Source organism: Paraburkholderia sp. BR13439, from assembly GCF_040948805.1.
GTDB lineage: Bacteria > Pseudomonadota > Gammaproteobacteria > Burkholderiales > Burkholderiaceae > Paraburkholderia > Paraburkholderia youngii.
This window is the reverse complement of record NZ_JBFPKN010000026.1, coordinates 56,678-81,105: the sequence shown is the minus strand read 5'-3', so window position 1 is coordinate 81,105 and position 24,428 is coordinate 56,678. Positions and strand designations below refer to the sequence as shown.

Sequence of the window (24,428 nt, the reverse complement as noted above, 5' to 3'; positions counted from 1 at the left end):
TGATGCAGGGAAAGCTTGTGCATGGGGTTCTTCCGCTAGCTTCAGGGTTTCTCGGGAAGCACAAACCGGTACGTAAGCAGCGAGGTGCCTGGGGCGACTTCGTGTCCGCCGGGGCTCACCTGTCCGTCTATCGTTAAGAGCTTCGTGATCAGCGCATCCTTCACACCGAAGACGACATCCGAGTCCAGATACGGATCGCCATCTATGAACACATGCGTGACAACGGTCTCGAAACCCGGTGCGCCCAGTTTGAAATGTACATGTGCGGGACGAAACGGGTGACGCCCTTGAGCGTCCAGCATCTTTCCCACGGGGCCATCGTTCGGGATGGGGTAGGCAGCGGGCACGACGGATCGATACCAGAAGCGTCCCTTCTCATCCGTGTGAAAGCGTGCGCGCATGTCGAGCGCCGACTTGCCGGTGTCGCGCTGAACATCGTAGAAACCGCGATCGTCGGCGTGCCAGGTCTCGATCAACGCGCCTGCTATCGGCTTGCCGCGCGTATCTTCAATCGTACCTTCGACGATCAACGCCGGCCCATCGGACTCGCGGGAGATCTGCGCACCGAGCGGAAAGTCGCGCGCTTGCTCCACATAGAACGGGCCGAGCACCGTGGTTTGAGTGACGTCTTCATCGAAGCGATGATTGATCGCATCCACGAGCATGGAGACGCCCAGGGTGTCCGAGAGCAGGATGAACTCCTGCCGCGTATCCGAGCACATCTGACCGGTGCTGGTGAGAAATGCTATGGCACTCGCCCATTCCGCTTCGCTGGGTTCTATCTCTTTCACGAATGCATGCAGATGACGCACGAGCGCCTCGCTGATCTCGCGCGTGCGCGGGGTCGCGCAGCCACTCAGCCTGTCGAGCACGGCCTGCGTGATGTTGTCTTCGTCGAAGTTTCGCATGAGGCATCCTCATTCCATCGGCTCGTGCGGCAGACCTTTCCACGCCTGCTGGAGCATGTGGCCACGCGCGCGAACGTCGGGCACACGCGGGTTCGAGTAAGAGTTCTGCATGATCAGGTCCACTGCACGATCGATGCCCGCCTCCGGCATGTCCCGCGCTTCGACTCTCATGACAGCGTTCCCGTATCGAGCCATGCGCGGCCGCGCGCGTAGAGCGCCTCGACGGCGGGCCCGGTGAGTCCGGGCATATCGCGTTTGACGTCGTAGCCGATCTTCGTCTGAATATAGGCGAGATGACGATAGCCCTCGGGGAAGCGGCGGAGCATCGCGGCATCGAGATCCAGCTTCACGCCGATTTCGATGGGGTCCAGACGGTCCTTCTCATAGATCGGTTGACGCAGGCGCAGCAGCCATTCGCCATCCATCTTTTCATAGAAGTCGTAGAAGCGCCCGGTACACACAACGTCGCAGATATGACCCTCCACGTCACCGCGTTGGGAGATCGTCATTTTGGTCTGCGCGATCGCACGCGGACCCGCGAGTTCGATGGACGTGCCACCGAGGAAATGCAGGATGCTGACGCCGCGTGCCCAACCTTCTCGCGTCACGCGAATGAACTCAGGTCCGCTGCCCTGAAACCAAGTGGCCATCATCACCCCCTCGGGATGCCACAGTTCCGCGAAGCGTTTCCAGTCTCCGGCATCCCGCCAAATGACCCAGTTTTCGATTGCTTCGCGAATCACCAGACGGTCAAGCAGCTCTGTGTTCATAGCCGTTCAATTGTTCGCATATGAGAATGTGTTTACATGGTGATTTTAAGAACCAGTGAAGTCAAGCGAATTTTGACCACTTCGGGAGAAAGCTTTGTTTGTTCACATAGAGGAACGTGAGAGGAAAATCGTTGACATCCCGTTTGTCGAATTCCTACACTTTCTGCAATCCATGTGGGAACGCGTTCAACGACGGATTGCATAGTGGAGGCAGCATGGAATTGGAACCAGGGAATGAGGAAGTACGCATCAGGTCACCTGCAACTTTCGTGCTCGTGCACGGCGCCTGGCATGGCGGCTGGTGCTACCGCGAAACCGCACATGTGTTGCGCGCATCCGGTCATTCGGTCTACACCCCGACCCTCACGGGCCTCGGCGAGCGGGCGCATCTGAACAACCAGAACATCACGCTGGAAACTCACATTCGCGATGTGTGCGGCGTCCTGGAGGCAGAGGAGCTTTCCGACGTGATCCTCCTGGGCCATTCCTATGGAGGCATGGTCATCACCGGTGTAGCCGACCGCATGAGCTATCGCATCAAGTCGCTGGTCTACCTGGACGCGTTTGTGCCCGCGCATGCGCAGTCGCTCAACGACTGCCTTCAGGTGGCGCTATCCGAAGAGGACGCGGCTACATTCTTATCGGCCTTTAGAACCAGCGCGCGGCAGCGCGCCGTGGCCAGCGCAAATCGCGAGCTGGACCCGATTTGCCCGACGCACGGCCAGTGAGCCACACAGGCGACTGGGCGATTGCCCGATAAATGGTGCCTTCGATGGCGCTGTCACGTTGCCGATAGAAAGACAAAGTTTCGGCAGGCGGGACTACCAGCCAGAAGACCGCGAACGGATTTTGGGTGACTTCCGTGAATTCGTGCCAAGTCGTGAATCGAGCTGCGAGATGTTTGCCATAGAGCGAAGCGCGCAGCAGATGCCGCTTCAGCGCGAAGTGCTGTCGAATCGGGCCGAAGCTCGCGAGGAAAGCTTGTGTACGATCGCGGTCGCGAAAGCCGCGCATGCGTCACTCTCGTTCTCGTGTGGGCTGGTGGCTTTTCTCGGCCCGGTTGTTCACGCGAGCGCTCGCTTTGACGAACACGTGCTTGACGTTCGCCAGTTCCGGGATGTCCGCTTTGGCGGCCACGTAGCTGCGTAGCTGGTCGGTGACGATCTTACGTGGCACTGCGCTTGAGCGCAGCACGCGCTGGAAGAAGCGTTTGGCCGCGGCCTTGTCACGCCGTTTCTGCAGCAGGATGTCCAGTTCGGCGCCATGTTCATCGACTGCCCGCCACAGCAGATAGGATTCACCGCGCAGCGTCACGAACATCTCGTCGAGATGCCAGTTGCTGCCCGGCTTGCGCCGCACCGCTTTGTCACGATGGGTAAAGCTCGCGCCGAATTTGTCGCACCAGCGACGGACGCTCTCGTAGCTCACGACAACACCGCGCTCGAACAGCAACTCCCCGAGGTCGCGCAGGCTCAGGTGGAACCGGAAATACCAGCGAACCGCGTGGCTGATGACCGCCGCCGGAAACCGCTGGCCGTGATAGAGCGATTTGGTCTTCTTCATCAACACATCTTACCTGGCCACTTCGTCAACGTGACAGCGCCGTTCGCAGGCAATGGCGTCGCCGGTAACCCGGAGGGACGTCTGGTACAGATGCGGCCGGCAACCTGTTCGGCACCACGGACTGAAGACACTATCTCTTCGAAAAAACGCGCCGTTCGATCCGGATGTCGAGGTCAGCGTGGAACGTGATCGGTTCGCGCCAGATGATCCTTCAGTTTGCGCAGGCCCATTGTCACCGCCAATGTCGTCAGCCAATATGCCGCGGCGATGGCCAGGTATGGCTCCCAGTAGCGGCCATAGGTACCAGCCACCGTGCGCGCAGCATAGGCCATCTCGCCCAGACCAATCGCCGAGATCAAGGACGTGTCCTTCAGCAGCGAAATTGCGTTGTTGCCGAGTGGCGGCAGCATGCGCCGGAACGCCCGGGGGGATCGCGACGTAACGCATCATCTGTCCAAACGTCATGCCGAGCGATTGGGCAGCTTGCCTCTGGCCGATCGAAATCGACTGGATGCCCGCGCGAAACACTTCCGAAAGAATGACTGCATGGGTAGCGCACGATTTCGTAGCGTGAGCCCTTGCTTTGCAGGGCCTCCTGCAGGGTGATCGACATCGACATGGCGCTCCTCCTGTCGGATACGTGAAAGAGAACGGGCCCCAAAGAAATCCTTTCACAATCGCTTACTGCCGTGCAAACAGCCCCCGGCACCGCCGCCGCAAATCCGCCGGACAAACCGGCGCATGGCGCCAATCCTGCCGCTTCGCGCGCCGGACCTTCCCTGCTGTGCCTCCAGGCGTCGCCGCTCTTATTGTGGTGCGTCACCCTTGCGATGCACGGGCTGCGTCTCTTTCAGGCTCTTCGCAAGGCGCGACGCCTGCACATAGCCGGGATTCGCGGGACGCTTCAGGTAACGTCCGGCGCCTCGCCGCGCCCGCAGGTCGCCGTCTACCCAAACGAGTTCGCCTTGCGAGACGGTGTGGGTCGGCACGCCGCGCACCGTCATGCCCTCGAACACGTTGAAGTCCACGTTCTGATGATGCGTTTTGACCGAGATGGTGCGCGTGGCCTCGGGATCCCATACGACGAGATCGGCGTCGGCACCGACGGCCACCGTGCCCTTGCGCGGGTAGAGGTTGAAGATTTGCGCGGCATTGGTGGAGGTAACGCGCACGAATTCGTTCGGCGTGAGCCGGCCGGTGTTCACGCCTTGATCCCACAACACCGCCATGCGATCCTCAACGCCGCCGCAACCGTTCGGGATCCTCGTGAAATCATGGCGGCCCATCGCTTTCTGCGACGCGCAGAACACGCAGTGGTCGGTTGCGGTGGTGTGCAGCAGGCCGCCCTGAAGTCCGCGCCACAGCGCGTCGCGATGCTCCTGCGTACGGAACGGCGGACTCATCACGTGGGCGGCGGCGCGCGTCCAGTCCGGGTCGCGATAAACGGCCTCATCGATCACCAGATGCCCCGCGAGCACTTCGCCGAATACGCGCTGACCTTCGCTGCGCGCGCGCGTGATCGCCTCGAGCGCGTCTTTCGCCGACACATGCACGATGTACACCGGCACACCCAATACCTGGGCGATGCGGATCGCGCGATTCGCTGCCTCGCCTTCGACTTCGGGCGGCCGCGACAGCGGGTGCGCCTCCGGACCCGTGAAGCCGCGCGCCAGCAACTGGCGTTGCAATTGAAATACGAGCTCGCCGTTTTCCGCATGCACGGTGGGCAGCGCGCCCAGTTCGAGCGAGCGGGCAAAACTGTTCACGAGGATCTCGTCGTCCGCCATGATCGCGTTCTTGTATGCCATGAAGTGCTTGAAGCTCGACACGCCATGCTCGTTCACGAGCAGCCCCATGTCGCGATGCACGCTTTCATCCCACCACGTCACCGCCACGTGAAAGCCATAGTCAGCAGCGGCTTTTTCGGCCCAGCCGCGCCACTCGCGAAAGGCGTCCATCAGCGCCTGCTTCGGGTTGGGGATCACGAAGTCGATGATCGATGTAGTGCCGCCCGCCAGCCCCGCCGCCGTGCCCGTGTAGAAGTCGTCGCTGGCAGTCGTGCCCATGAAGGGCAGTTCCATATGCGTGTGCGGATCGATGCCGCCGGGCATCACGTATTGGCCACCGGCGTCGACCACGGTCGCGCCCGCAGGCGCGTCGAGGTTTTCACCGACGCTCTGGATCACGCCGCTTTCGCAGAGCACGTCCGCACGCCAGCTCTTGTCTGCATTGACGACGGTGCCGCCTCGAATCAGGATCGCCATGATGCCAAGTCTCCTTCAGTTGAACATTGACGCTTGAAACGCTCACGCGCCCGCCACGCTCGGGCGCCGGCTCCGGCCGACTTTCATCATCACGCCGTAGACGAGCGCCGCAATCGCGAGCCCCACGAACCACGCATAGGTGTAAATGCTTTTGAACGCGTCGGGCACCGAGGCAAACACATTCGGGAACGCGACATTCAGAAAGCCCGGCAGGTTCGGCAGCACGCCGGCGATCAGCGCGATCACGGCCGCCGGATTCCAGCCGTTCGAGTAGGCGTATTCGCCGTTCTCCTCGAAGAGCTGGGTCGTATCGAGGCGTGTGCTGCGAACCAGAAAGTAATCGACCATCAGGATGCCGGCCACCGGTCCGAGCAGCGCCGAATAGCCGACGAGCCACGTGAAGATGTAGCCTTGCGTGGTCGCGAGGATCTTCCACGGCATCATCGCGATGGCGATGGCCGCGGTGATAAGGCCGCCCGTCTTGTACGAAATGCCCTTGGGCCACAGGCTCGAAAAATCGTAAGCTGGGCCGACGAGGTTCGCGGCAAGATTGCAGCACATCGTGTCGAGCGTGAGGATCACGAGCGCGATGCCCACGCCGACGCCCTCCATGCGGCTCGTGAGGTCGATCGGGTCCCAGATCGCCCTGCCGTAAATCACGACCGTTGCCGACGTCACGACCACGGACACCACCGAGAGCAACGCCATCGGAATCGGCAGGCCGATCGCCTGGCCTACGAACTGGTCCTTTTGCGTTTTTGCGAAGCGCGTGAAGTCGGGAATGTTGAGCGCGAGCGTGGCCCAGAAACCCACCATGGCCGTGAGGCTTGGCCAGAACGTCGCCCAGAACAGGCCCGCCTTCTTGCCGCCGGCAACGAACTGCGACGATTGCGACAGCATCGAGCCCACTCCGCCTGCCCTCGAACAGGCCCACCACACGAGCACTGCGCACATCACCACCTTGATCGGCGCGGACCAGCTTTCGAGCCAGCGGATCGAATCGGTGCCGTGCAGGATGAAATACAGCTGCAACACCCAGAAGATGAGAAAGCAGCTGGCCTGGCCGATCGAAATGCCGAGAAACGGCATTGCGTCGCCCACCAGCGCGTTGTGCGTGAGGATGTTGGCGAGCGTATAGATGGCGCTGCCGCCCAGCCATGATTGAATGCCGTACCAGCCGCACGCCACGATGGCGCGCAGCATGGCGGGCAGCTTCGCGCCCTGGGTGCCGAACGACGCTCGCACCAGCACCGCATAAGGAATGCCGTACTTGGTACCCGCATGACCGATCAGCAGCATCGGCACGAGAACGATCAGATTGCCGAGCAGCACGGTGAGCACCGCCTGCCAGGGCGACATGCCCTGCTCGGTGAGGCCCGCGGCGAGCATGTAGGAGGCGATGTTCATCACCATGCCCACCCATAGTGCCGCGAAGTGATACCAGCGCCATGTGCGCTGCGCGACGCCGGTGGGCGCGAGGTCATCGTTGTATAGATCGCTTTCGGCGCGGCGCGCAGTGGCGTCGACGGCTAAGGGTTGGCTCATAAAGTGGGTTCTCCGTCGCTTGTCGTGGGTTAGGCTCGGTCCGGCTTCAACGTGTCAGGCGGCCTTCGGGTCGGCGACACGCGCCGGGTTGTTCGGGTGCGCGGTCCAGTTCTCGTAGCGCTCGCCCGAATCGACGCGCTCCATCGTGATGCATTGATCGACCGGGCAAACATGCATGCATAGATTGCACCCGACGCAGTTCGCATCGACCACCTCGAAGTGGCGCCTGCCATCGCGCGTGGCGGTGATCGCCTGATGCGAGGTGTCTTCGCAGGCGATGTGGCAGAGCCCGCACTGGATGCAGCGGTCCTGATCGATGCGTGCCTTGATGTCGTAGCTGAGGTTCAGGTATTGCCAGTCGGTGACGTTCGGTACGGCGCGGCCGCAAATCGCGTCGAGGCTGGCGTAGCCTTTTTCGTCCATCCAGTTCGACAGGCCGTCGCTCATGTCGCCGACGATGCGGAAGCCGTAGTGCATCGCGGCCGTGCAAACCTGCACGCTGCCTGCTCCCAGCACAATGAATTCCGCGGCGTCGCGCCAGTCGGAAATGCCCCCGATGCCGGAGATGGGCAAGCCATGCGTTAGCGGGTCGCGCGCAATTTCCGCGACCATGTGCAGCGCAATCGGCTTCGCGGCGGGACCGCAATAGCCGCCATGCGTGCCCTTGCCGTCCACAGTGGGCAGCGGCGCCATCACGTCGAGATCGACGCCTACGATCGAGTTGATCGTGTTGATCAGCGAGACGCCGTCCGCCCCGCCCTTCATCGCCGCGCGCGCGCCGTGACGAATGTCGGTGACGTTCGGCGTGAGTTTCACGAGGCAAGGCAGGCGCGTGCCTTCTTTCACCCAGCGGGTGACCATTTCGATGTACTCGGGCACCTGTCCGACCGCTGCGCCCATGCCGCGCTCGCTCATGCCGTGCGGACAGCCGAAGTTGAGTTCCACCGCGTCCGCGCCGGTCGCTTCCACCTGCGGCAGGATCCACTTCCAGTCATGCTCGTTGCAAGGTACCATCAGCGAGACGATCAGCGCGCGGTCGGGCCAGTCCCGCTTCACCTGCGCGATTTCCTTGAGGTTCACGTCGAGCGGCCGGTCGGTGATCAGCTCGATGTTGTTCAGGCCTGCGATCCGCTGGCCGCGCCAGGTGGTCGCACCGTAGCGCGAACTCACGTTCACCACGTGCGGGTCGAGCCCGAGCGTCTTCCAGACCACGCCGCCCCACCCCGCCTCGAACGCGCGGTTGACGTTGTAGGCCTTGTCGGTGGGCGGCGCGGAAGCGAGCCAGAACGGGTTCGGCGATTGAATGCCGGCAATCGTGCAGCGCAAGTCGGCCATGATGCGACTCCTTCGTTTTAGCTGGATTCGAGGTAGCTTTCGCGCGGCTCAGGCGGCTCTCGCAGACAGGTTCGCAAGGAAGCGGTCGATCGCGTGCGCGGCGAGCTTGCCGTCCTGCACGGCCTGAACGGTCAGATCGGTTCCGGCGTGGCCGGCACAGTCGCCGCCAGCGAAAACGCCCGTGAGCGAGGTGGCGCCGTTCGCGTCCACTGCGATGCGCCCGGCTCCGTCGGTCAGTTGCAGCCCATCGAGGCCTGCGGGTAAGAGCTTCTGGCCAATGGCTTTCAGCACCATGTCGGCCTCCACGCGCACGATCTGCCCAGTGCCGCGCAACGCGCCGGCCATATCGAGCTCGGTGCGCTCGAATTCCACGGCCTGCACCTGCGTGTCGCCGACGATTCGCAGCGGCTTCATCCATTCGGCCACGGCCACACCCTGGCTACGCGCGAACTCCAGTTCGGCCCAGGTGGCGCTCATCTGCGCTGCGCCGCGACGATAGGCGAGCGTCACCTGCTCCGCGCCCAGCTTCCGGCTTTGCACGGCGGCGTCGATTGCCGTGTTGCCGCCTCCGAGCACCACCACCTTGCGGCCGATGGGCACGCTGGCCAGATCGTCGGCCGCGCGAACGCCTGCGATGAAATCCACCGCATCGAGCACGCCGTCGAGCATTTCGCCTTCGACGGACAGCGTGTGCGTGCCGCCGAGTCCCACGCCGATGAACACCGCGTCGTACGCTGCGCGTAGTTCCTCTAGCGTCATGTCATGCCCCAGCCGCTGGCCCTGGCGCAGTTCTATCCCGCCGATTGAAAGCAGCCACCGCACCTCGCGCTGTGCGTAATCATCGACGGTCTTGTACGCCGCGATGCCATACTCGTTCAGACCGCCCGGATGTTTGCCCGCATCGAAGACGCTCACGCGATGCCCGGCCAGCGCGAGCGTGTGCGCGCAGGCAAGACCCGCGGGACCCGCGCCGACCACCGCTACCTGACGGCATGTGTCGCTCGCGCGCTTGAAGAGCGCAGGCGCACCGGCGGCTTCGCGCGCCATCTGGAAGTCGGTGGCATGACGTTGCAGCGCGCCGATCCGAACCGGCTCGCCATCCTGATGATTTCTCACGCAGGCGCCTTCGCAGAGAATTTCGGTGGGGCACACTCGCGCGCACATGCCGCCCAGCGGGTTCGCGCTCAGAATGTCGCGCGCCGCGCCCCTCAGATTGCCGTTGCCGATCTTGCGGATGAAGCCGGGAATGTCGATGCCCGTGGGGCACGCGTTTACGCAGGGTGCGTCGTAACAGTAATGACAGCGGTCGGCCGCGATCACGGCCGCGTTCGCGGAAAGCGGCGGCGCGACGTCGGCAAAATTGCAGCCGAGCTGCTCGGCGCTGAGACGGCCCGGGGCGATGCCGTCGGCGGCATTCGAGGTGGTCTGGGACATCCGGATGCTCCTTGCGAGGCAAAATACGGGTCCGCCGGCCGTGTGCGTGATGCGCACGGCCGGTACAGGGGAATCGTTGGAAAGACAGCGCGGCGCTGAGACCGCTCGTGTTCAATCGTTGGGCGTCAGCCGGGTTCGCTCGCGCGTTCGAGCATCGCGTGCAGCAACACGTTCGCGCCGGCTTCGATCCATTCGATCGTCGCGTCCTCGACTTCGTTGTGGCTGATTCCGTCGATGCACGGCACGAACACCATCGAGGTCGGCGCGACCGTCGCGAGATAGCACGCGTCGTGTCCTGCACCCGACACGATGTCGCGGTTCGAATAGCCGAAGCGCTCGGCCGCCGCGCGCACGGACTTCACACAAGCCGCGTCGAACGGCACGGGCGCGTAGTAGAAAATCTGCTCGACGTCGGCTTCGAGCTTGCCCAGTTGCGCGATCTTCGCGATGCCTTCGCGCAGCTCTGCGTCCATCTGCGCGAGCACCTCGTCCTGCGGATGGCGAAAGTCGATGGTGAAGAACACGCGGCCGGGAATCACGTTGCGCGAATTCGGATGCACCTGCATCATGCCGACCGTCGCGCACGCGAGCGGCGCGTGACGCAGGCCGATTTCATTGACGAGCTGCACGACCCGCGAGGCGCCTAGCAGCGCGTCGCGGCGGCGCGGCATCGGCGTAGGCCCCGCGTGCGCTTCCTGCCCCGTGAGCACGACTTCGTACCAGCGCTGGCCTTGCGCGTCGGTGACCACGCCTATCGTTTTGTTTTCGGCCTCGAGTATTGGCCCTTGTTCGATGTGCAGCTCGAACGCAGCGTGAATCTTGCGACCGCCGCACGGCACTGCGCCCGCATAGCCGATCCGCTGCAATTCCTCGCCGATGGTCTTGCCGTCGACGTCCTTGCGCGAAAGCCCGTACTCGAGCGTGAACACGCCGGCAAATACGCCGGAGGCGACCATCGCCGGCGCGAAGCGCGAGCCCTCTTCGTTGGTCCAGATCACCGTTTCAACAGGCCGCTCGGTTTCGATGCCGTAATCGTTCAGCGAGCGAATCACCTCCAGCCCGCCGAGCACACCATAGATACCGTCGAAGCGGCCGCCCGTCGGCTGCGAGTCGGCGTGCGAGCCGGTCATCACGGGCGGCAGGTCGTTGTCACGCCCCGCGCGGCGCATGAACACGTTGCCCATCTGGTCGACACTCACCGTGCAGTTCGCCTCTTTCGCCCATTGCACGATGAGATCGCGGCCCTGCTTGTCGAGGTCGGTCAGCGCGAGACGGCACACGCCGCCCTTGGGGGTGGCGCCAATCTTCGCCATCTCCATCAAGCTGTCCCACAAGCGCTGGCCGTTCACGTGGATCGCGGTCGTCAGCGCGGCTTCGCTTACTGCGTTCATACGTGTCCTCCTGTCCGTGTTCGTCAAACGTGCGTGCATGCCACCGTGTGGGGCGCGAAGAGCCATTACGGTGCACGCCTGGGTAGCACTATGCGGCTCCTGAAATCCCGCCCTTCGAATCCTGTCCGATTGGACAGGTTTTAGACGATAAACTTCGCGAATTCAATGCGGAGTTACGAGCGAGAACCGTGCCATTGATGCTGCAGTGCGCGCAAAGCACGCGGACCTCCGACTTGCGCGTTTCTGCCGATGCGGGTGAATAGGCGACGCACTTGCATCGTGGCTACAATGATGAAGCCGGCACGCGCGCGGCCGACGCGCTTCTCATTTCTTTCGAATGGACCGAACACTATGCGCAACGACGAACCCACCGCGCGAGCCCTGCCCTTCGGGACGCGCGGCACGGCGCTGGCGCAGCCAGCCGCTGACGCAACGCATAAGCCCGGTCGGCGCAAAGCCGCGATTCGCGCGTCGAATGAATCCCACCTGCTCGCCTGTGCCGAAGCCGTGTTCGCCGAACGCGGTTTCGAAGGCGCGAGCACGGCGCTGATCGCCGAGCGCGCGGGCTTGCCGAAGGCCAATCTGCACTACTACTTCCCGACCAAACTCGCGCTCTACTGGCGCGTACTCGACGATGTTTTCGAGGAATGGAACGCGGCCGCCAACCTGTTCGATGCAAGCGACGATCCGGTCGAGGCGATAGGCGGCTACGTACGCGCCAAGATGGCCCTGTCACGGCGCCGCCCGCTCGGCTCGAAGGTGTGGGCCAACGAAATCATCAGCGGTGCGGCGCATATGCAGGAGATCCTGCTCGAACGCGTGAAGCCGTGGATGGACACACGTGTGAAGCTGATCGAGCGATGGATTGCCAAAGGCTTGCTCGCGCCCGTCGATCCGCCGACGCTACTGTTCATGATCTGGGCGACCACTCAGCACTATGCCGATTTCGAGGCACAGATATGCGCGCTCTCGGGCAAGCGCGCGCTAGCGACGAAGCGCTTCGAGGCGACTACGGAAGAAGTGGTGAGCATGATCCTGCGAGCGAGCGGAGCGCGATCGCCGGCCGAATGACGACGACAGCGGTCTTCCACAAGGAAGGGTTGCGCACGCGCATATCCTCGATCATGCGTCGACATAGCGGTGTCATGGGGGACTCCGCTCTGAACGGTCAGGATAGCAAACTGCACTGCCATCGTCCCACTCGAACGGATGCACCCGAGTGATGATCCCGGAGCTGAAGTCGCTGGCCAACCGCCTCCTCCCGCGTCAGCGGGTTGGTTCAACGGGTGTTATCAGCTCTGTGTCTTCGCAGATCCCGCTGCACATGGACGTTGACCCGGGAACGTCAAAACTTCGCCCCCAATAACTATGTAAAGATTTACGCTTCCTCATGATGGCAACATCATAGGCGTAAGCGTGGCAACGGCCGCCCGCCGCAATGTCTCACGGGTCCCCTTGATCACAAGGAGGATGACTACTTCGTTGATGTCATGTACGTAATCGACGATTCTTATACGCAATAAAGCAGGTTAGCAAAGCCGCCGCATAGCTGCGCCCTTAATACACTCGACGCATGATGAACATTCGCGACGCATTGCTCTCCCCGGCGATACCGGCCGGGCCGCTCGAGCTCTGATGGCCCGCGTCGTCGCCATCCTCTTGCTGTTCGCCGCGTTGAGTGCCGCGGTGATGACGTGGCTCGTCTACGAAGGATATATCAGCGTGCCGGAGCGCGACAATCCGTTCCTGCCGCTCGATGTGCGTGCCGAACCTGGCCCGCTCACGCCGTGGAAGTTCTGGCGGGCGACGCACGATCCACACGCTGTATGGTGGCACTGGAAACTTCCGGGCTGCAATTCATCCCTGTCGCAGACCAGACGACACCGCAGGGTTGCGATGTAGCGCATGCAGTACGCGTTGAGAGATTCGCATACGCGAGTGTGAATCACGCGTTTCTGGCGACATGCCCGTTGGCGCTGGCACTTGCGATGAGTGAGCGCCACGTCTGGCAACCGGCAGCGCTTTCGCTCTACGGTGAAGCCACTAAGCGCATTGATCACATCGGCAGCTACGCTTGCCGCAACGTTAATCACGCGGCGGATGGGCGCTTGAGCGAACACGCCTACGCCAAATGAACGCGCTTTCATGGAGGCGTGCAAACCGGTGCTAACCGATTGCATCTCGCCGCGACGGGCCCTTTTGTCAGCTGGTTTTGGCGCGTAGCCGGAGCATGGTGGTATGGCGAACTTCGCGACATTGAATGGCCAAAAGTTCCGCTCTGCATTTGCGAAGCCGCCTTGTTCAGGCAGCGGCGGCGGCAACGCTCGACGGAAACCTTATGAAAAACTGAAGCAAATCACGTTTGATACCTGGTGAATACGATACGGACGACTACTTAATGGAAAGCGTATGCTGTAGCGGCGGATTCCACTGTTGCGGACGCATTGACGAAGCTCGACATATTTCAACGATCAGAGGAGGTGGGCGATGCGAAGGTACATTTGGGCAAATGCAATGGCGGTTGCGTCGGTGGCGGTCGTTATTGCGGGCTGTGGCGGCGGGGACAACCTTACAAGCGGGCCGCATTATGTATCGGACATTGCCGTGCCGAACATCAAGACCGGCGTCAATTTTTCGTTTGATATCGGCGTCGTTTCCGGTAGCCATTACTTTTTTACCGACAGAAATAACGCTTCGCTGGATCAGATCGACATTCCGTCGAAGTCGTTCGTCAAGGCAATCCAGGGGAGCGGTCCGCTCGCGTTTACGGGACTTGGACCCGGTCCAAATTCGCAGGCCGGCCCGGACGGCGCGACGCCTGTCGGCAGCCTCATCTATGCGGGGGACGTGAATTCTGTGAAGATCGTCGACCCTGCAGCAGGAGCAGTGATAAGCAAGATAGTGGTCAGCACAACCGGCGTGCGCGCAGATGAAGGTTGTCTGGATTCGACGCATGGCCTGTTCATGATCTCGAGTCCGGAGGAGAACCCGCCCTTCGCGACATTCATCAACACGGCAACTCAGACCGTCGTGGCAAAGGTCACATTCACTGACAACGCGGGTAAACCCACTGCCGGACTCGAAGCCTGCCGGTATGACGCCACGAGCGACAACTTCTACGTGAACGTAGACGGCAGCACGACGAATCCTCATGGTGAACTCGTAAAACTGCCGGGAGTATCGGTTCGGGCAATACCAAACGGCGGCACGCAGAACTATACAACCCTTGCAGGCGTCGCGATGTATGGGGAAGGTAACTGCGATCCTACTGGGTTGGCGCTCGGGCCTGGGAACGATATTGCGGTCGGTTGCCGAGAAGGGACGACTGGCGCGCCGTTGCTCATGCAGATTATCGATCGTTCAAACGGCGCGCTCCTGGCGTCCCTCAACGCGGGTGGAGGTGATCAGCTTGAATACGATGTGTCCACCAATCGCTACTACAACGCGGCAAGCCGTTGGACTTCTTCCGGCAATGCCTCGACGAATGGCGCCTGCTCGGCCGCATCACCGTGTACGCCGGTACTAACCATTGTCGACGCCGGTTCCCGCAGCGTTGTCACTCGCCTGAACACTGGTAACAATGCGCATTCGGTTGCAATCGACCCGGCGACAGGGCTGATTTTCGTTCCCTACTCTTCGGCGACATCGCCAGCAGGATGCCCGAGTTGCGCCGCAAATGGATTCGTCAATGGCGGGGTCTCGGTGTTCGCCGCAAGGTAGCGTCGATCCACAGCCGCTTCGGCTTTGCGGGAGCTGTCGACCCGTGTGCTCTAGCGTGACCATTGATTGGAAGGCGTCGTCGCTTCTCCGATGTACAGAGCGACGTTAAATCACTCCTGCTAGCGTGCGATCTATCACGCGAGGCTGTGCTCAACGATGCAGCCCCATCAGGACTGCATCCTGGTCATCGGGGGCTGCCCTGCGCGCGCAAGGTGGACTGCGTCCTCCAGGAACTGCTTACGATGGGGCATGCCGTCGTTAATGACGGAGGCAAGAAGCAGCGAGAAACACTCGCCGCTTTTTTATTGCAGGTTGCCCCAGCGTGCGACCGCCGGCTCGGCCGTCGCCCACTTCCAGCCCTTGTCCTGCTGGCACGCGCTCGCCGTGAACCACCTCTCGGGCGCGTTCGGGCCGTCGCCGTCCTGCACCGAGAACACGAAGTCTTTGCACAGCGCGAGCGCCGAGTTGACCGCGCGCGTCACGCGCACCTGGCCGTGACCGTTTTCGATCGGCAACGTGTGTTTGACCGACCACGGTTTCGTTTCGCCGACCGCCATCGTCCCGACCAGCGCCGCCATCAGATCCTGCTGATCCTTGTGCATGCTGCGCATGTAGCGCGCGACCGCTTCGTCGGTAGCGGCCTGCACCGCCACGCCGACGCCGAGCGCGACGGCCGGATTGCTGGTCACGATGCCCGAAGCGACACCCGCCGCCGCGCCGCTCGCGGCGCCGATCGATGCGCAGCCGCTCGCCAGCAGGCTCGCGCCAACGCATAGCGCGCCGGCCGCGATGAGCCGCAGCCGATCACCCATCGGAACGCCAGGCGAACGCAATATCATTGCAGCGCACCCCAGCGCTCGGTGGCGGGTTCGGCCGATGCCCAACGCCAGTCCTTACCGTCGCGGCAAACCGATGCGATGTAAAACGCGCTGCTCGCGGGCTTGTCGCGCGTTGCGTTCTGATCGACGGAAAAGACGATTTCCTTGCAGTCGAGCGCGCCGGTGCTGATCAGGCGGCTGACGGTCACGCGGCCGTGCTCGTCGTCTTCGATCGGGAAAGAGTGGGTGATGCTCCAGGGAGCGACCGCGCCGACCTCGAGCGGACCGGCCGCCTGCGCGATGCTGTTCTGCGTATTCGTGTGGACCACGCGCTCCGAGTACTGCACGCCGGCGCGCGCGGCGGCGACCGCACCGAGACCGATACCGGTCGCGACCGCCGCATTGCTGGTGACCTTGCCCGCGACCGCGGCACCCGCGATACCGGCGCCCGCAACCGCGCCTTCCGAGTACAACGAGCTACAGCCGCTCAATGCGGACGACACCGCCAGCGCCAGTGCGAGCAGCGCTGCTACGCGGGGGCGTTTGGCTGCGACAACGGACTTCGCGTTGTCAGCCCACACCATGTTCTTTTGCATTTCTACCGTCTCTGCTCTACCGGTGCCGTCGATCACGCGCTTCGCGCGTAACAGTCTGCGGTGCAACGGTGCTCATCAACGATCGGGTCCACGACAGAAAATTGATCCATGCACTTGAGGCTTTCGAAGCGCAAGCGCAGTGTGCCACCGCCGACGAAGACATCTGAGCAAACGACGTTCCAAATCTCAGAGTGATCTGCGCCCTACGGCCGCCAGTCGCCGAGACTGAACTATCGAGTACCGACCACGGAAACGATAGTGCGAACGGAGTCCGGCTTTTTCGTCAGCTTCCCTGCGCGCCCCACCGCTCTTGCTCAGGGCATTGAACGGCGTCGCCAAAGTTGCCTCTCCCCATCCTCGGCTGCTGCCACTTCGGCATTCAACACCGATCTTCATCATGCGCGGCTGCTCGATCGCGACTACCGGCTCGCGCGTCAACGGCGAACTGAGAGCCTCGTACGACGACTGTAAGACGGTGGTCTCGCCTGTCTGCGTTCGGCAGGCTTCGGGCGTGCACTAGCAGGTAGAGATCGGCAGTTATCCGGTGATGGTGAAGCAGAGAGCGATGCCGCACTCGATGCTGCAGTGCGTAACGACAATCACGGCCGCGGCGAATGACGCCGCGCGCAACCGGCTGGCTACTGGCCGTCTTGCCTTGGGCCGTTCCGTGGTCTGTTGACGTCGCTGTTCGCGCCGTCACGGGTACCCATATTCAGACCATTGGCCTTGCGCTTGGAAGATCGCGTCGAAGGGCTACTGCCCGCCGCACCGACGCCACTACCCCTGACATCCGGCGAATCGTATCCTTTTCCACTCGGGGTTTTCATCCGCCCCGCGCCGGCACGGGATGTTGCCGTCCCGTCAGCGCTGCCGCCGACTTGTGCGTATGTTATTGCCGGCAGTGCCACCACGAGAACCGAAGCGAAAAACGTCTTAGTTAGATGTTTCATGGCTCACTCAAAAGAGGATATCTCAAGCCAGCATCGGCCGTTCACATGAATGAAGCGCCGCAAGGGGCGTGCCTCAATCTCCCGAAAATGCCACCATGATGGCCGCCCGTCGCAGTGCCCGGCGATGGGCTTGCCGGCACTGCCGGTAAAGGCTTAGTCACTGTCACTGGTACCCATTTGATGTGCAGGTGGCTCTGGCGACGGAATGTCGGGGCCACGGCTACGACGTGCTCGCCCGGTTCGCCGCAGAGGTGGACATGCTGAGACCGGCGAAGCCTCGCGGCGTCGCGGCCGTCAACCTTGATGAGCGCGTCAGCGCCGAAACCTTCCAGCGTTCTATCGCGGGTCGCAATGATTTCGCTCGTGGCCGCGGCGGTGCGCGCGAACGCCGGGTTTGAGACCTGCTCGGTGTCGGAGTCGGAGACCGCCAGGTAGGCGCAGCCGGCGACAACCAGTGCCCCGAGTGCCCAACTTTCGGAAAACCAGACGATCTCCTTCGGTTGATTATATGGACCCGCATCGACCCATTGTTGCCGGTGGGGCCGTCGCAGATTAAAGGTATCAGAGCGGGAACGGACATTCTGTGCCGTCACTCAAGGACACCCGCCAAAGCCGACAGTTAGGCAACGGCGTCGATGATGCCGGTATGAACACCCGGTGTATCCCGATGTTGAAAAAGCGAAAAAGCGCGCGATCGCTTACGGCAACGTCGGCGGTACAAGGATCAAGGGCCTCATAGGCTTCCGACGAGTTCGGGCACGACGGTGAACAGGTCACCGACGAGGCTGTAATCCGCGACGCTGAAAATCGGCGCTTCTTTATCCTTGTTGATCGCGACGATCACCTTCGAGTCCTTCATGCCCGCAAGGTGCTGGATCGCACCCGAAATGCCGACCGCGATATACAGTTGCGGCGCGACGATCTTGCCCGTCTGACCAACCTGATAGTCGTTCGGCACGTAGCCCGCATCGACGGCTGCACGCGATGCGCCCATCGCTGCACCGAGCTTGTCTGCCAAAGGCTCCAGCACCTTCGTGTAGTTCTCGCCGCTGCCGAGACCCCGGCCGCCCGACACGATGATGTTTGCCGACGTCAGTTCCGGACGATCGAGCTTCGTCACTTCGCGGCTCACGAACTGCGAGATGCCTGCGTCGGCTGCGGCTTCGAGCTTCTCGACCGAGGCGCTGCCGCCTTCCGCTGCGACGGCATCGAAGCCAGTCGTGCGTACCGTGATGACCTTGATCGGGTCTTGAGATTGCACTGTCGCAATTGCGTTGCCCGCGTAGATCGGACGCTCGAACGTATCGGGTGAGTCGACTGCGGTGATGTCGCTGATCTGAGCGACGTCGAGCTTCGCGGCGATACGCGGCACGACGTTCTTGCCGTAGGCGGTGGCCGGAGCCAGGATGTGCGAATAGTTCTTTGCGATATTCAGCACCGTCGCTTCGATGTTTTCCGCGAGGCCCACTTCGAGTTGCGGCGCATCGGCCAGCAATACTTTGCTAACGCCCGCGATGTTCGCTGCCGCGTCGACTACGGGCTGCGCATTGTGACCCGCGACCAGCACGTGAACTTCACCGCCGATCTTCTTCGCCGCTGCAATGGTAGTCAGCGTCGCTGCCTTGATCGACGCATTATCGTGTTCTGCTATTACCAGGCTAACCACATTCGTCATTTGCTTTGTCTCCGTGTCGACTGGAGTTAGCGCTTTAGCGCTTACTCCAGTCCCATGCAACATAGTTGCCGTTCTATCTAAAGCACCTTTGCTTCGGTCTTCAGCTTCTCGACCAGCGTCTTTACGTCCGGCACTGTCACCCCGGCGGAACGCATGGGCGGCTCGGCGACTTTCAGTGTTTTAAGACGCGGCGTGACATCGACGCCGAGGTCTTCGGGCCTGATCGTTTGCAGCGGCTTTTTCTTCGCCTTCATGATGTTCGGCAAGGTCACGTAGCGCGGCTCGTTCAGGCGTAGATCAGTGGTGACCACGGCGGGAAGCGTCAGCGACAGCGTTTCAGCTCCGCCGTCCACTTCGCGCGACACGGTCGCCTTCCCGTCAGCCACAACGACCTTCGAAGCGAACGTCGCTTGCGGAAGGTCAGCCAAAGCGGCGAGCATCTGCCCGGTCTGGTTCGAGTCGTCGTCGATGGCCTGCTTGCCCAGCAATACCAACGAAGGCTGTTCCTTGTCGACCAGCGCCTTGAGCAGCTTGGCAACGGCCAGAGGCTGCAGGTCTTCGGATGACTCGATCAAGACAGCACGGTCCGCGCCTATCGCCAACGCCGTACGCAGCGTCTCCTGCGCCTGAGCAACACCGCAAGAAACCGCCACCACCTCGCTAACCACGCCGGCTTCCTTTAACCGCACCGCTTCCTCAACCGCGATTTCGTCGAACGGATTCATCGACATCTTCACGTTTGCAATGTCGACACCCGTGCCGTCCGACTTGATCCGGACCTTCACGTTGTAGTCGACCACTCGCTTTACACCTACCAGCACTTTCATACCGTCTCCTTCGAATATGCCGAAGCCGTGCGCGCATTCATCGGCGAACGGATCATGTCAGCTGCGCGCTCGGCTAGCATTAGCACCGTCGCATTGGTGTTGGTCGAGGTTATCGACGGCATCACCGAGCCGTCGACGATGCGCAGGCCGGTCGTTCCGCGCACCCGCATTTCGGAATCGACGACGCTCATTTCGTCCTCTCCCATCCGGCACGTGCCAACCGCGTGATACACAGTCGAGCCATTGTCACGCACGTATTGCAGCAACGCCTCATCAGTGTCCGCCTGACGGCCTGGTACGGTTTCGTCGACGATATAGCGGGCGACCTCGGGTTGCGCGAAGATCCGGCGGCCGATCTTGAGTCCTTCCACTATCGTGTTGCGGTCCAGTTCGCTGCTCAGGTATGACGGTGCGATCGTCGGCGCTGCCGTGATCTCGCTGCTGGTGATGTGCACGTGCCCACGGCTTTCCGGGCGCATCTGCCAGACGCCGCAGGAGACGCCGGGCTCCGACTCCAGCACTCCGATCCGTCCCTCGGCGAAGCTGCCTGGCGCGATCACGAACTGCACGTCGGGCCGGGTTGCGAGCCGCGTCTGTGCGAAGCCGCCGACGATCGCCGCGCTATAGGTCAGTACGCCGGTCCCCGACACGACGTAGCGCATCATCTCGCGCGCGAGCGCGAGTCCGTGCGAGCGCTCGTTCGCGGTGCCTGCACCCCGTACACGATAGCCGAGCCGGACTACATAGTGATCCTGCAAATTGTTGCCGACGCCCGGTAACGCGATGCGTGTTCGAATGCCCGCATTGTCGAGCACGTCCTTATCGCCGATGCCGCTCACTTCGAGCAGCCTGGGCGTGCCGATCACGCCGGCGCTAAGAATGACCTCGCGGGTCGCGCGAAACTGCATCGAAACGCCTGCGGTCGTCGTCGCATTGATGCCGCTCACGTGCTTGCCGTTCATTTCGAGCCCGGACACCTGGACGCCGGTCACCACCGTGAGATTCGGTCGCGCCATTGCGGGCCGCAGATAACCGCGCGCTGCGCTGGAGCGGCGACGTCCGTCGCGCGTTTGCTGGTAGTACCAGATCGACGGACCGCGCGTGTCGCTGTTTGGATCATCTACAAACTCGAGACCGGCTTTTTGGGCAGCTTGCACGACCGCACCACAGATCTCCGGCGGATTCTCCACCCGGCTGACCTGGATCGGACCATCCTTGCCGCGTTGAGGACTGTTGCCTTCGGTCCACGTTTCGGAGCGGCGGTAGAACGGCAGACAGTTGCCGAAGGTCCAGCCCCTGGCGCCCGACTGCTCCCAGCTATCGATATCCTCCGCAAACGGGCGCACATAAAGCAGGCCGTTGATCGCGCTGGACCCGCCGAGTCCGCGTCCACGCGGAAACAGGATTGCACGGCCGCTGGTCTCGGCGTCGGCCCGCGTGCGATAGCGCCATGTCACGGTTGGATGATCGAGCAATCGCACGAAGCCGGCCGGTACGTGGATGAACGGGTGACGATCGCGCTCGCCGGCTTCGACAAGAATCACTTTGACGTTCGGGTCTTCGGTCAGGCGGTTGGCAAGCACGCAACCCGCCGTCCCCGCGCCGACGATCACGTAGTCCGTTGTGTACGATTTCATGACTTCTCTCCGACAGCGGCCGGTTCACGACCTTCGAGTGCTGCGATCTCCTCCTCGGCGAAACCGAACTCGGCGAGTACTTCAGCCGTATGTTGTCCGAGCGTGGGCGGCGCACGGCGGTAAGCTACCGGGCTGCCGTAAAAATTCACCGGACTCGCGATGTTCGTTATCCTGCCCGCAAGCGGATGTTCGATCTCGACGACCGCGTGGTTATGCGCGATCTGAGGGTCCTGCGTCAACGCGGTGTGATAGTCCTGCACGATCGCGCATGGCACGTCCGCGGCACTCAGATGCGCCACCCAGTATTCGGCGGTGTGCAGCAGAAACTGTTGTTCGAGGATGACGTCGAGCGCATGCCGATTCGCAGTCCGCGCGGTGTTGCCGACAAAGCGTTCATCGCTCAGCAAGTCTTCGCGGCCCAACGCCCGGCAAAGGTTCTGCCAGAATTTTTCGGTGAAGCAGGCGGCAAAGAAATAGCGGCCATCGGAGCCCTGATAGTTGCGATACGGCACCATCGTCGGATGGCCGCTGCCGAGGCGCTCCGGCGCTTTACCGCTTCTCAGCGTCTCGCCGTCGCGCGGGATTGTGCTGAAAAGCGCAGCCGACAGCAGCGACGTATCGATGCGCTGACCTTCGCCGTGCCGTTCGCGATGCAATAACGCCGCCGAGATGCCGAATGCGAGCAGCGCGGCCGCGCCGAAGTCGGGCAACGGCGCCCCGAGCCGAACCGGATTGCCGCCGGCTTCGCCCGTCATGTCCATGAGACCTGCGACAGCTTGCACGATGGGATCGTTTGCGGGCCACGCGGCGTAAGGACCACTCTGTCCGAACGCCGACACGCTTGCATAGACGATCATCGGATTGCGCGCTTTCACAGCCTCATAGCCGATGCCGAGCCGATCCACCGTGCCTGGCCGGAAGTTTTCGACGACGACATCGGCCTGCTCGGCCATGCGCAAAAATGCATCGCGTCCTTTCGGCGATTTCAGGTCGAGGCGGATACTGCGCTTGTTACGGTTCTGCGACAGGAACTGTACGCTTTCGCCTTCGACGAATTGATTGCCGAGATTGCGCGAGAGGTCACCGGCGTTCGGTTCCTCAACCTTGATCACGTCCGCGCCAAGGTCGGCAAGCAGCACTGTACCGACCGGACCCGCGGTCATGACGGTGAGATCGAGAATGCGGTAGCCCGACAGCGGGCCGACTTGCTTCTTATCCATGATTTGCCACCTGGGAATGCGATGCGTCCGTGAGTTCGGCACGGGGGTAATCGAGCACGTCGAAGCCGAGGCGGAACGGGTCGGCCTCACCGCGCGTGATGGTCAATGCGTGACTGAAACGGGCATCGTCGCGCTCGGGATAGTCGGTGCGAGAGTGGCTGCTGCGCGATTCGCGCCGCTCGATGCACGCCTGCACGATGACGTCGGCAGTCGTCGCCATGTTGTCGATCGTCAACGCATCGATCACCTGCGGCGGCGTGGCCCCGCCCCCTGCGGCAAACGCCGCGCGCGCCTCGCGAGCGGCGGCTAACGCGATATTCAGACCGCTCTCGGTCTTCTCGACGAGACAATGCGCCTGCATCGCTGCACGCAGATCGGAGGCGATACGTCGAGCGTCGAACGACGCATTCGGTTTCAGCGCCGTTTCAAGACGCCGTGCAAGCGGCGCCACATCGGACGTGCCGGGCGCCGCGCTGCCGCGTGCGAATGCGGCCGCACCCACGCCTGCGCGATGACCGAAAACCTGACCTTCGGCAAGCGAGTTGCCGCCCGGACGATCCGGACCGCGCACGCCGCCCGCGAGTTCGCCGATCACGAAGAGCCCCTCGATGGTCGACATCGCGTCGGTGTTGGTCATCCGGACACCGCCATTCAGGCATTGAAAAGCAATCCCGACATCGAGCAGATCACGCTTCGGATCGAGTCCCTTGGCGCGCATCCAGCGCAGGGTGTTCGGAATGGTGGCCGCCAACCGTTCCTCGGCGATGTCGGCGAAAGAGAAATGCACCGCGCCGCGTTCCGTGCCCCTGCCCTGCGCGATTTCCGTTGCGATCGCGATATCGATATAGCGCGACTCGTTCGAGATCGTGAACGGGAACACTTTCTCGTCCATCGCAGCCTCGGGCGTCACGCCCGTCGGCAGATAGTCCGGGAGGAATTCGTGACCGTCGCGATTGAGCATCTTCGGATGCAGGATGAAGCACGACTTGCTGAAGAGTTGCACGTATGGGTGCACCATCGCCGGCCCGAACTGGTGGAACTCCATGTTCACGAGTTCTGCGCCGTGGCGGAAGCAGATCGCCTGGCCGTCACCGGTCATCTCCGCTGTCGACACCTGCTGCGAGAACAGACCGTGCGCGCCGCCCGTGCCAAGCACGACGGCCCCCGCCGCGACCACCAGCAGCCGCCGCGAATCGAGGTCCATCGCAACCACGCCGCTCACGCGCCCGGTCGAATCGCGCAGAAGGTCGATCAACGCCGCCGGCTGACGGGTCTCGACACCGAGCTTTCTGCCCTGCTCGGCGAGCGCGCTCACGAAGGCCTTGCCGGTTTTGCCCTTCACGCCCAGCGCGCGCGCATAGCTGCCGAAGTCGCTGCGGATGAGCTTATAGCCATCGGCGACGCGGTCGAACGGCACGCCGAGTTCGATCAGGTCTGCTATGCGCTTCGGTGCGTCCTCCGCCAGAACGCGCACCAGGTCGGGATCGATGAAGCCGGCTGCCGGACGCATGGTGTCTTCGTAGTGCACGGTTGCGCTGTCGTCGGGACTGCCGTAGCCGGATGCCCCCATGCTCATGATTTCGCTGGCGCCGTGCACCGTGCTGCCACCCTGTCCGACCGGCGCCTTGGCCAGCATGAGGACCTTCGCACCCGCCTGTGCCGCCGACACGGCAGCACGCGACGCCGCGCCGCCACCGCCGACCACCACTACGTCGGCTTGCGCGTAGTCGACGCCAAAGCCGAATTTCTCCAATGTCCGAACTGCCGTCACGTCT

At 62.5% G+C, this 24,428-nt stretch carries 22 protein-coding genes and 2 pseudogenes; 7 read left to right on the top strand and 17 right to left on the bottom strand.

The genetic code is table 11. The features are described from left to right. Positions 1 to 41: 41 nt before the first annotated feature. Genes AB3X96_RS35450 through AB3X96_RS35440 form a run of 3 tightly spaced genes read right to left on the bottom strand, consistent with a single transcriptional unit; the run spans position 42 to position 1,678 of the window. Positions 42 to 908, bottom strand: coding sequence for a dioxygenase (locus AB3X96_RS35450; RefSeq protein ID WP_368593368.1), 867 nt, complete (start codon positions 906 to 908; stop codon positions 42 to 44). 9 nt (positions 909 to 917) lie between these two features. After that, positions 918 to 1,079 (bottom strand): hypothetical protein, encoded by a 162-nt coding sequence (locus AB3X96_RS35445; RefSeq protein WP_368593367.1) that lies wholly within the window; start codon positions 1,077 to 1,079, stop codon positions 918 to 920. Further along, positions 1,076 to 1,678 carry a nuclear transport factor 2 family protein gene (locus AB3X96_RS35440; protein WP_368593366.1) on the bottom strand — a complete coding sequence of 201 codons (603 nt, stop codon included), beginning with the start codon at positions 1,676 to 1,678 and terminating at the stop codon, positions 1,076 to 1,078. The genes AB3X96_RS35445 and AB3X96_RS35440 overlap by 4 nt, the downstream gene beginning before the upstream one ends. Before the next feature lie 215 nt (positions 1,679 to 1,893). On the opposite strand from AB3X96_RS35440, the gene AB3X96_RS35435 reads away from it, so the two are divergent. Beyond that, on the top strand, positions 1,894 to 2,406 hold the full coding sequence (locus tag AB3X96_RS35435) for an alpha/beta fold hydrolase (RefSeq protein WP_368593365.1): 513 nt from the start codon (positions 1,894 to 1,896) through the stop codon (positions 2,404 to 2,406). Between the two features lie 115 nt (positions 2,407 to 2,521). Here the strand turns inward: AB3X96_RS35435 and AB3X96_RS35430 are convergent. From AB3X96_RS35430 to AB3X96_RS35400, 7 genes and pseudogenes are all read right to left on the bottom strand, one after another. Beyond that, positions 2,522 to 3,241, bottom strand: a pseudogene (locus AB3X96_RS35430) (IS6 family transposase); the annotation flags it as partial. A 173-nt stretch (positions 3,242 to 3,414) separates the two neighbouring features. Then, a pseudogene (locus AB3X96_RS35425) lies at positions 3,415 to 3,778 on the bottom strand (amino acid ABC transporter permease); the annotation flags it as partial. A gap of 269 nt (positions 3,779 to 4,047) precedes the next feature. Further along, positions 4,048 to 5,505 carry a dihydropyrimidinase gene (gene hydA, locus AB3X96_RS35420; protein WP_368593364.1) on the bottom strand — a complete coding sequence of 486 codons (1,458 nt, stop codon included), beginning with the start codon at positions 5,503 to 5,505 and terminating at the stop codon, positions 4,048 to 4,050. Between the two features lie 42 nt (positions 5,506 to 5,547). Further along, on the bottom strand, positions 5,548 to 7,050 hold the full coding sequence (locus AB3X96_RS35415) for an NCS1 family nucleobase:cation symporter-1 (RefSeq protein WP_368593363.1): 1,503 nt from the start codon (positions 7,048 to 7,050) through the stop codon (positions 5,548 to 5,550). Between the two features lie 54 nt (positions 7,051 to 7,104). Continuing rightward, complete coding sequence (gene preA, locus AB3X96_RS35410; protein ID WP_368593362.1) at positions 7,105 to 8,385, bottom strand: NAD-dependent dihydropyrimidine dehydrogenase subunit PreA; 1,281 nt, start codon at positions 8,383 to 8,385, stop codon at positions 7,105 to 7,107. A gap of 48 nt (positions 8,386 to 8,433) precedes the next feature. Further along, positions 8,434 to 9,819, bottom strand: coding sequence for an NAD(P)-dependent oxidoreductase (locus AB3X96_RS35405; protein WP_368593361.1), 1,386 nt, complete (start codon positions 9,817 to 9,819; stop codon positions 8,434 to 8,436). A gap of 125 nt (positions 9,820 to 9,944) precedes the next feature. Then, positions 9,945 to 11,210: a Zn-dependent hydrolase gene (locus AB3X96_RS35400; protein ID WP_176110882.1), complete on the bottom strand. Its 1,266-nt coding sequence runs from the start codon at positions 11,208 to 11,210 to the stop codon at positions 9,945 to 9,947. Between the two features lie 351 nt (positions 11,211 to 11,561). On the opposite strand from AB3X96_RS35400, the gene AB3X96_RS35395 reads away from it, so the two are divergent. The 5 genes from AB3X96_RS35395 (at position 11,562) to AB3X96_RS35375 (ending at position 14,930) form a co-directional block, all read left to right on the top strand. Continuing rightward, a complete protein-coding gene (locus AB3X96_RS35395; RefSeq protein ID WP_368593360.1) occupies positions 11,562 to 12,281 on the top strand; it encodes a TetR/AcrR family transcriptional regulator in 720 nt (239 codons plus the stop codon). A 564-nt stretch (positions 12,282 to 12,845) separates the two neighbouring features. After that, positions 12,846 to 13,112, top strand: a complete 267-nt coding sequence (locus tag AB3X96_RS35390; protein ID WP_368593359.1) for a hypothetical protein — start codon at positions 12,846 to 12,848, stop codon at positions 13,110 to 13,112. Further along, positions 13,037 to 13,345, top strand: a complete 309-nt coding sequence (locus AB3X96_RS35385; protein WP_368593358.1) for an extensin family protein — start codon at positions 13,037 to 13,039, stop codon at positions 13,343 to 13,345. The genes AB3X96_RS35390 and AB3X96_RS35385 overlap by 76 nt, the downstream gene beginning before the upstream one ends. Before the next feature lie 103 nt (positions 13,346 to 13,448). Continuing rightward, a complete protein-coding gene (locus AB3X96_RS35380) occupies positions 13,449 to 13,586 on the top strand; it encodes a hypothetical protein (protein ID WP_368593357.1) in 138 nt (45 codons plus the stop codon). Between the two features lie 111 nt (positions 13,587 to 13,697). Continuing rightward, positions 13,698 to 14,930 (top strand): hypothetical protein, encoded by a 1,233-nt coding sequence (locus AB3X96_RS35375; RefSeq protein ID WP_368593356.1) that lies wholly within the window; start codon positions 13,698 to 13,700, stop codon positions 14,928 to 14,930. A 302-nt stretch (positions 14,931 to 15,232) separates the two neighbouring features. Here AB3X96_RS35375 and AB3X96_RS35370 read toward each other — a convergent pair whose 3' ends face one another. Both AB3X96_RS35370 and AB3X96_RS35365 read right to left on the bottom strand, forming a co-directional pair. Beyond that, complete coding sequence (locus AB3X96_RS35370; RefSeq protein ID WP_255209158.1) at positions 15,233 to 15,742, bottom strand: hypothetical protein; 510 nt, start codon at positions 15,740 to 15,742, stop codon at positions 15,233 to 15,235. Between the two features lie 23 nt (positions 15,743 to 15,765). Next, positions 15,766 to 16,344 carry a hypothetical protein gene (locus tag AB3X96_RS35365; protein ID WP_368593355.1) on the bottom strand — a complete coding sequence of 193 codons (579 nt, stop codon included), beginning with the start codon at positions 16,342 to 16,344 and terminating at the stop codon, positions 15,766 to 15,768. 1,138 nt (positions 16,345 to 17,482) lie between these two features. On the opposite strand from AB3X96_RS35365, the gene AB3X96_RS35360 reads away from it, so the two are divergent. Further along, a complete protein-coding gene (locus AB3X96_RS35360) occupies positions 17,483 to 17,692 on the top strand; it encodes a hypothetical protein (protein ID WP_368593354.1) in 210 nt (69 codons plus the stop codon). 335 nt (positions 17,693 to 18,027) lie between these two features. On the opposite strand, the gene AB3X96_RS35355 is transcribed toward AB3X96_RS35360, so the two are convergent. From AB3X96_RS35355 to AB3X96_RS35335, 5 genes are all read right to left on the bottom strand, one after another. Further along, positions 18,028 to 18,960, bottom strand: coding sequence for an electron transfer flavoprotein subunit alpha/FixB family protein (locus AB3X96_RS35355; protein ID WP_176368574.1), 933 nt, complete (start codon positions 18,958 to 18,960; stop codon positions 18,028 to 18,030). Between the two features lie 86 nt (positions 18,961 to 19,046). After that, the gene (locus tag AB3X96_RS35350; RefSeq protein ID WP_368593353.1) at positions 19,047 to 19,796 is read right to left on the bottom strand and encodes an electron transfer flavoprotein subunit beta/FixA family protein; all 750 of its coding nucleotides are present in this window, start codon (positions 19,794 to 19,796) and stop codon (positions 19,047 to 19,049) included. Next, a complete protein-coding gene (locus tag AB3X96_RS35345) occupies positions 19,793 to 21,433 on the bottom strand; it encodes a GMC family oxidoreductase (protein WP_368593352.1) in 1,641 nt (546 codons plus the stop codon). The genes AB3X96_RS35350 and AB3X96_RS35345 overlap by 4 nt, the downstream gene beginning before the upstream one ends. Next, on the bottom strand, positions 21,430 to 22,653 hold the full coding sequence (locus AB3X96_RS35340) for a CaiB/BaiF CoA transferase family protein (protein ID WP_368593351.1): 1,224 nt from the start codon (positions 22,651 to 22,653) through the stop codon (positions 21,430 to 21,432). The genes AB3X96_RS35345 and AB3X96_RS35340 overlap by 4 nt, the downstream gene beginning before the upstream one ends. After that, positions 22,646 to 24,424, bottom strand: coding sequence for an FAD-binding protein (locus AB3X96_RS35335; protein ID WP_368593350.1), 1,779 nt, complete (start codon positions 24,422 to 24,424; stop codon positions 22,646 to 22,648). The genes AB3X96_RS35340 and AB3X96_RS35335 overlap by 8 nt, the downstream gene beginning before the upstream one ends. Positions 24,425 to 24,428 lie beyond the last annotated feature (4 nt).

Excerpts from the sequence above, each read along its gene's own strand:
- AB3X96_RS35345 (WP_368593352.1), bottom strand. The coding sequence starts at position 21,433 with ATGAAATCGTACACAACGGACTACGTGATCGTCGGCGCGGGGACGGCG.
- preA (WP_368593362.1), bottom strand. The coding sequence starts at position 8,385 with ATGGCCGACTTGCGCTGCACGATTGCCGGCATTCAATCGCCGAACCCG.
- AB3X96_RS35405 (WP_368593361.1), bottom strand. The coding sequence starts at position 9,819 with ATGTCCCAGACCACCTCGAATGCCGCCGACGGCATCGCCCCGGGCCGT.
- AB3X96_RS35365 (WP_368593355.1), bottom strand. The coding sequence starts at position 16,344 with ATGCAAAAGAACATGGTGTGGGCTGACAACGCGAAGTCCGTTGTCGCA.
- hydA (WP_368593364.1), bottom strand. The coding sequence starts at position 5,505 with ATGGCGATCCTGATTCGAGGCGGCACCGTCGTCAATGCAGACAAGAGC.
- AB3X96_RS35395 (WP_368593360.1), top strand. The coding sequence starts at position 11,562 with ATGCGCAACGACGAACCCACCGCGCGAGCCCTGCCCTTCGGGACGCGC.
- AB3X96_RS35435 (WP_368593365.1), top strand. The coding sequence starts at position 1,894 with ATGGAATTGGAACCAGGGAATGAGGAAGTACGCATCAGGTCACCTGCA.
- AB3X96_RS35445 (WP_368593367.1), bottom strand. The coding sequence starts at position 1,079 with ATGAGAGTCGAAGCGCGGGACATGCCGGAGGCGGGCATCGATCGTGCA.
- AB3X96_RS35415 (WP_368593363.1), bottom strand. The coding sequence starts at position 7,050 with ATGAGCCAACCCTTAGCCGTCGACGCCACTGCGCGCCGCGCCGAAAGC.
- AB3X96_RS35350 (WP_368593353.1), bottom strand. The coding sequence starts at position 19,796 with ATGAAAGTGCTGGTAGGTGTAAAGCGAGTGGTCGACTACAACGTGAAG.
- AB3X96_RS35385 (WP_368593358.1), top strand. The coding sequence starts at position 13,037 with ATGGTGGCACTGGAAACTTCCGGGCTGCAATTCATCCCTGTCGCAGAC.
- AB3X96_RS35440 (WP_368593366.1), bottom strand. The coding sequence starts at position 1,678 with ATGAACACAGAGCTGCTTGACCGTCTGGTGATTCGCGAAGCAATCGAA.
- AB3X96_RS35390 (WP_368593359.1), top strand. The coding sequence starts at position 12,846 with ATGGCCCGCGTCGTCGCCATCCTCTTGCTGTTCGCCGCGTTGAGTGCC.
- AB3X96_RS35400 (WP_176110882.1), bottom strand. The coding sequence starts at position 11,210 with ATGAACGCAGTAAGCGAAGCCGCGCTGACGACCGCGATCCACGTGAAC.
- AB3X96_RS35370 (WP_255209158.1), bottom strand. The coding sequence starts at position 15,742 with ATGGGTGATCGGCTGCGGCTCATCGCGGCCGGCGCGCTATGCGTTGGC.
- AB3X96_RS35450 (WP_368593368.1), bottom strand. The coding sequence starts at position 908 with ATGCGAAACTTCGACGAAGACAACATCACGCAGGCCGTGCTCGACAGG.
- AB3X96_RS35380 (WP_368593357.1), top strand. The coding sequence starts at position 13,449 with ATGGCGAACTTCGCGACATTGAATGGCCAAAAGTTCCGCTCTGCATTT.
- AB3X96_RS35375 (WP_368593356.1), top strand. The coding sequence starts at position 13,698 with ATGCGAAGGTACATTTGGGCAAATGCAATGGCGGTTGCGTCGGTGGCG.
- AB3X96_RS35340 (WP_368593351.1), bottom strand. The coding sequence starts at position 22,653 with ATGGATAAGAAGCAAGTCGGCCCGCTGTCGGGCTACCGCATTCTCGAT.